We start from the raw sequence: 3,661 nt of genomic DNA, 5'->3' as shown, positions 1-3,661 counted from the left end.
AGTCGTTATCAAAGGTATCGACAAACAGCAGGTTGGTCAGGTTGCTGCTGAGATCCGTGGCTATCGTCCACCAGAGCCTTATAAAGGTAAGGGTGTTCGTTATGCTGATGAAAATGTGCGTCGTAAAGAAGCCAAGAAAAAGTAAGGGCTAGGCCATGAATGAGAAGAAAAAAGCTCGTCTGCGCCGTGCCGCGAAAACACGGACTAACATCCGTGACAAAGGCGCGGTACGTCTGTGCGTACACCGCACACCAAGACACATCTACGCTCAGGTCATTGCTGCTAACGGCGCAACCGTACTGGCAACTGCTTCTACTGTAGAAGCTGATCTGCGTAGCGAAATCACTGGTAATGTTTCTGCAGCTACCAAAGTTGGTCAACTGATCGCGGAGCGCGCGAAAGCGGCTGGCGTGACCAAAGTAGCGTTCGATCGTTCCGGTTTCAAATACCATGGTCGTGTTAAAGCTCTGGCTGACGCGGCTCGTGAAAGCGGCCTGGAATTCTAAGGGGTAGATCATGGCGAATAACGAACGTAACAACGAACGTAACGAAAGCGAACTGCAGGAAAAGCTGGTTCAGGTGAACCGCGTAGCCAAAGTAGTTAAAGGTGGTCGTATCTTCGCATTCACAGCTCTGACTGTGGTAGGCGATGGCAACGGTCGCGTTGGCTTTGGACGTGGTAAATCCCGTGAAGTACCAACTGCAATCCAGAAAGCAATGGAACAGGCTAAGCGCAACATGATCGACGTCCAGCTGGACGGTTCGACTCTGCAGTACCCGGTTAAGGCCGTGCACTCAGGTTCGCGCATCTTCATGCAGCCTGCATCTGAAGGTACCGGTATTATTGCCGGTGGTGCGATGCGTGCCGTTCTGGAAATGGTTGGTGTTAAAAACGTACTGGCCAAGTGCTATGGCTCAACTAATCCGGTGAACGTAGTTCGCGCGACCTTTAATGGTCTGGCGCAGATGAAATCACCAGAGCAGGTTGCAGCGAAGCGTGGCAAGTCAGTTGAAGACATTCTGGGGTAATCTGACATGGCTAAGAAAACCGTAAAAGTTACCCAGACCCGCAGTACTATTGGCAAATTGCCAAAGCACCGCGAGACCATGAAAGGTCTGGGCCTGCGTCGTATTGGTCACACTGTTGAGCTGGAAGATACTCCTTCTGTGCGCGGCATGATCAATCAAGTTCAATACATGGTTAAGGTAGAAGGGGAGTAATATGCGTCTCAACGAATTGAGCCCGGCTCCTGGTTCTAAGCCTACTGCTAAGCGTGTTGGTCGTGGTATCGGTTCTGGTCTGGGTAAGACCGGCGGCCGTGGTCACAAAGGTCAGAAATCACGTTCTGGCGGTAAAGTAGCTCCAGGCTTCGAAGGCGGTCAGATGCCAATCCACCGTCGTCTGCCTAAGTTCGGCTTCACTTCACGTCAGGCACAGTACGTTGCTGAGATTCGTCTCAACGAACTGACTCTGGTTGAAGGTGAAACTGTCGATCTGGCAGCGCTGAAAGCTGCTGACGTAATTGGCGAGAAAATTAAACAGGCTCGCGTAATTCTGTCTGGCGAAATCAGCAAAGCTGTGACCGTTAAAGGTCTTAAAGTTACTAAAGGCGCTAAAGCTGCTATTGAAGCAGCGGGTGGTAAGGTCGAAGACTAATGGCTAAGCAAGGCTCACTCCCGGCAGGGATGCAGAACGGAATGGGCGAGCTTTGGGCTCGCATCCGTTTTGTGATTCTGGCAATTATTGTATATCGCATTGGTACCCATATTCCGGTACCAGGGATGAATCCAGAGGCACTCGAGAGATTGTTTGATCAGAACCAGGGCACGATCCTGGAGATGTTCAATATGTTCTCTGGTGGTGCTTTGGAGCGTATGAGTATTCTCGCGCTGGGTATCATGCCCTACATCTCTGCGTCGATTATCATGCAGTTGCTTACCGCGGTGAGCCCACAGCTTGAGCAGCTTAAGAAAGAAGGTGAGGCGGGGCGTCGTAAGATTACCCAATACACCCGTTACGGAACTGTACTCCTGGCAACTCTTCAGGCCTTCGGTGTATCCGCAGGTCTGGCGAGCCAGGGTGTAACCTTTTCAACCGGTCCAGATTTTTATATCGCAGCTATCCCGTCATTCGTGGCTGGTGCGGTATTCATGATGTGGCTGGGCGAGCAGGTAACTGAGCGCGGCATCGGTAACGGTATTTCTATTCTTATTTTTGCCGGTATTGTGGCCGGTCTGCCATCAGCATTGGCACAAGCGTTCGAATCTGCCCGTACGGGTGAGGTGAACATCGCTCTGTTGCTTGGTATTGCTGTGCTTGCAGTTGCGGTAATCGCGTTTGTCGTGTTCGTAGAACGTGGTCAGCGCCGGATTACTATCAACTATGCTAAGCGACAGCAGGGTCGTCAGGTGTTTGCTGCTCAAACCAGCCACCTGCCGCTTAAGCTCAATATGGCAGGCGTAATTCCAGCAATCTTTGCTTCATCACTGCTGCTGTTCCCGGCCTCTCTCGGTCAGTGGTTCGGTCAGGGTGAAGGTGTGATGGCTGAATATCTTCAGGTCTTCAGCATGCTGCTGGCCCCTGATAAGCCGCTCTATCTGCTGCTGTTCTCTGCAGGCATCATCTTCTTCTGCTACTTCTACACCGCGTTGATGTTTAATCCGCGTGAAGTGGCTGAAAACCTGAAGAAGTCTGGTGCATTTATCCCGGGTATCCGCCCAGGTGTGCAGACTGCAAACTACATCGACACAGTACTGGGTCGCCTGACACTGTTCGGCTCTCTGTACATCACCGCTGTATGTCTGCTGCCTCAGCTGCTGGTTATTGGTGCCGACGTGCCGTTCTACTTCGGTGGCACCTCGCTGCTGATTGTGGTCGTCGTCGTGATGGATTTCATGGCTCAGGTTCAATCGCACCTGATGTCTCATCAGTATGAATCTCTGATGAAGAAGTCTAATTTACATCAATATGGTACTCGCCGATAAGGCGTGCACCGTATACAGGAGAACGTCATGAAAGTACGTGCATCTGTAAAGAAAATCTGCCGTGAATGCAAAATCATTCGCCGTAACGGCAGTGTGCGAGTGATCTGTACAGATCCTAAGCACAAACAGCGTCAGGGCTAATCCTCTGACGAGTCAGGTCAATCCTGACAAGGCCGGGTGGCTGAAATCAGGTCGCTTGCTTTTTAAGCAGGCGACCTGTAGTATTCGCCGCCCTTTCATTAAGTAAGTGTAACGGAGTTAGACATGGCCCGTATTGCCGGTGTCAACATTCCTGACAACAAGCATGCAGTTATTTCTCTGACCTATGTCTATGGCATTGGTAAGACGACTGCGAAGCAGATCTGTGCCTCAACTGGCATCGCTGAAGACACCAAAATTGGTGACCTGAGCGAAGATCAGCTCGATGTTGTTCGTAACGAAGTAGGTAAGTTCACAGTTGAAGGTGATCTGCGTCGCGAGACTCAGATGAACATCAAGCGTCTGATGGACCTTGGTTGCTACCGTGGCCTGCGCCACCGTCGTAACCTGCCGGTTCGTGGTCAGCGTACCCACACCAACGCTCGTACGCGCAAAGGCCCTGCAAAGGCCATTGCCGGCAAGAAGAAATAACAGCGAGAGACGAGGAGTCAGAAAATGGCAAAACAACCAAGCCAAG

General features: G+C 51.3%; 8 protein-coding genes. All 8 read left to right on the top strand.

Annotated elements, in window-relative coordinates; all coding sequences use genetic code 11:
* Positions 1-145: 50S ribosomal protein L6 (gene rplF, locus B2067_RS12680; protein ID WP_301388687.1), on the top strand; the 145-nt coding region annotated here is incomplete at its 5' end.
* Between the two features lie 10 nt (positions 146-155).
* The gene (rplR, locus tag B2067_RS12675; RefSeq protein ID WP_068443064.1) at positions 156-506 is read left to right on the top strand and encodes a 50S ribosomal protein L18; all 351 of its coding nucleotides are present in this window, start codon (positions 156-158) and stop codon (positions 504-506) included.
* 10 nt (positions 507-516) lie between these two features.
* Positions 517-1,029, top strand: coding sequence for a 30S ribosomal protein S5 (rpsE, locus tag B2067_RS12670; protein ID WP_068443062.1), 513 nt, complete (start codon positions 517-519; stop codon positions 1,027-1,029).
* A gap of 6 nt (positions 1,030-1,035) precedes the next feature.
* Positions 1,036-1,221 (top strand): 50S ribosomal protein L30, encoded by a 186-nt coding sequence (gene rpmD, locus B2067_RS12665; RefSeq protein ID WP_068443059.1) that lies wholly within the window; start codon positions 1,036-1,038, stop codon positions 1,219-1,221.
* Between the two features lies 1 nt (position 1,222).
* On the top strand, positions 1,223-1,657 hold the full coding sequence (rplO, locus tag B2067_RS12660; protein WP_068443054.1) for a 50S ribosomal protein L15: 435 nt from the start codon (positions 1,223-1,225) through the stop codon (positions 1,655-1,657).
* Positions 1,657-2,985, top strand: coding sequence for a preprotein translocase subunit SecY (gene secY / locus B2067_RS12655; RefSeq protein WP_301388685.1), 1,329 nt, complete (start codon positions 1,657-1,659; stop codon positions 2,983-2,985). The genes rplO and secY overlap by 1 nt, the downstream gene beginning before the upstream one ends.
* 27 nt (positions 2,986-3,012) lie before the next feature.
* Positions 3,013-3,126, top strand: coding sequence for a 50S ribosomal protein L36 (gene rpmJ, locus B2067_RS12650; RefSeq protein ID WP_068440836.1), 114 nt, complete (start codon positions 3,013-3,015; stop codon positions 3,124-3,126).
* Positions 3,127-3,249: 123 nt separating this feature from the next.
* On the top strand, positions 3,250-3,615 hold the full coding sequence (rpsM, locus tag B2067_RS12645; RefSeq protein ID WP_301388684.1) for a 30S ribosomal protein S13: 366 nt from the start codon (positions 3,250-3,252) through the stop codon (positions 3,613-3,615).
* Positions 3,616-3,661: the final 46 nt, after the last annotated feature.

Origin of the sequence: Thalassolituus sp. UBA2590, from assembly GCF_002339775.1 — a bacterium.
Taxonomy (GTDB): domain Bacteria; phylum Pseudomonadota; class Gammaproteobacteria; order Pseudomonadales; family Oceanobacteraceae; genus Thalassolituus.
The sequence above is the reverse complement of the archived record's forward strand: the minus strand, read 5'-3'. Positions and strand labels throughout refer to the sequence as shown.